This is a genomic window from Vibrio sp. 03_296, assembly GCF_002265885.1.
In genome coordinates this window covers 1-678 of sequence record NZ_NPKW01000202.1, presented here as the reverse complement: position 1 = coordinate 678, position 678 = coordinate 1, and the positions used below count along the sequence as shown (strand labels likewise).

The 678-nt window shown below is 43.9% G+C and carries 1 protein-coding gene; it reads right to left on the bottom strand.

What is annotated here, in order from left to right; all coding sequences use genetic code 11:
- Positions 1 to 375, bottom strand: a 375-nt coding sequence (locus CIK04_RS23365; RefSeq protein ID WP_128824663.1) for a DUF3135 domain-containing protein, incomplete at its 3' end; no start/stop codon positions are given.
- Positions 376 to 678: the final 303 nt, after the last annotated feature.

Here is a 678-nt window from a genome sequence, read left to right as displayed (position 1 = left end):
TAAGGCCCCATTTTGGGCCTTATTGGTTTTCGCTCGATCTAATAAAAGCCTTTGGGGCAAAGGTATCACTTCTGCGCTGGGTGCTTGTAATTCTGAGCCATCACTGTCCAGGGCTTCACGAAATTTGACCATCTGTTTGGTTAACTCATTCATCAAAACCACGTTAGTGTGGACGGGATTTTTGCAACGGCTAATCACTAAATCGATATGGCTTTGCTGTGCAAGCAACCTCTCTCTCATGGCCTCAGAGGCTGATTGAATCATCTCCTGACACATATCTTGCTTGAACTGATTAAACGCATCTGGATTCTCTGCGGCGAGCGCCATCATCTCATCAAACGATGGTAACTGTTGCTCCGTTTGAAGACTGCCCATAACGACTCTCCCTGTGTTCTGCTGTTGATAACATAAACAGTATCTATACACAAAGCATATGTCAGATTCGGTAAATGGAAAGGGAGGAAATTGCTTGTCCAAAAAATGATACAGTGAGCTCGACTGTGAGATGATCAGAGTTGGATGGTCGATGAAGAGAAAAGGGTCTTTATTCCAGGAGATTATCAAGCCTTTCTTTACTAACCTATGGCGCATAATACTCTGCACAGGGTAAGAGGGAACATRAGACCATAGATAGGAATCATTCAATACCATAAAAACGAGATGGGGCGGTTACCGCAA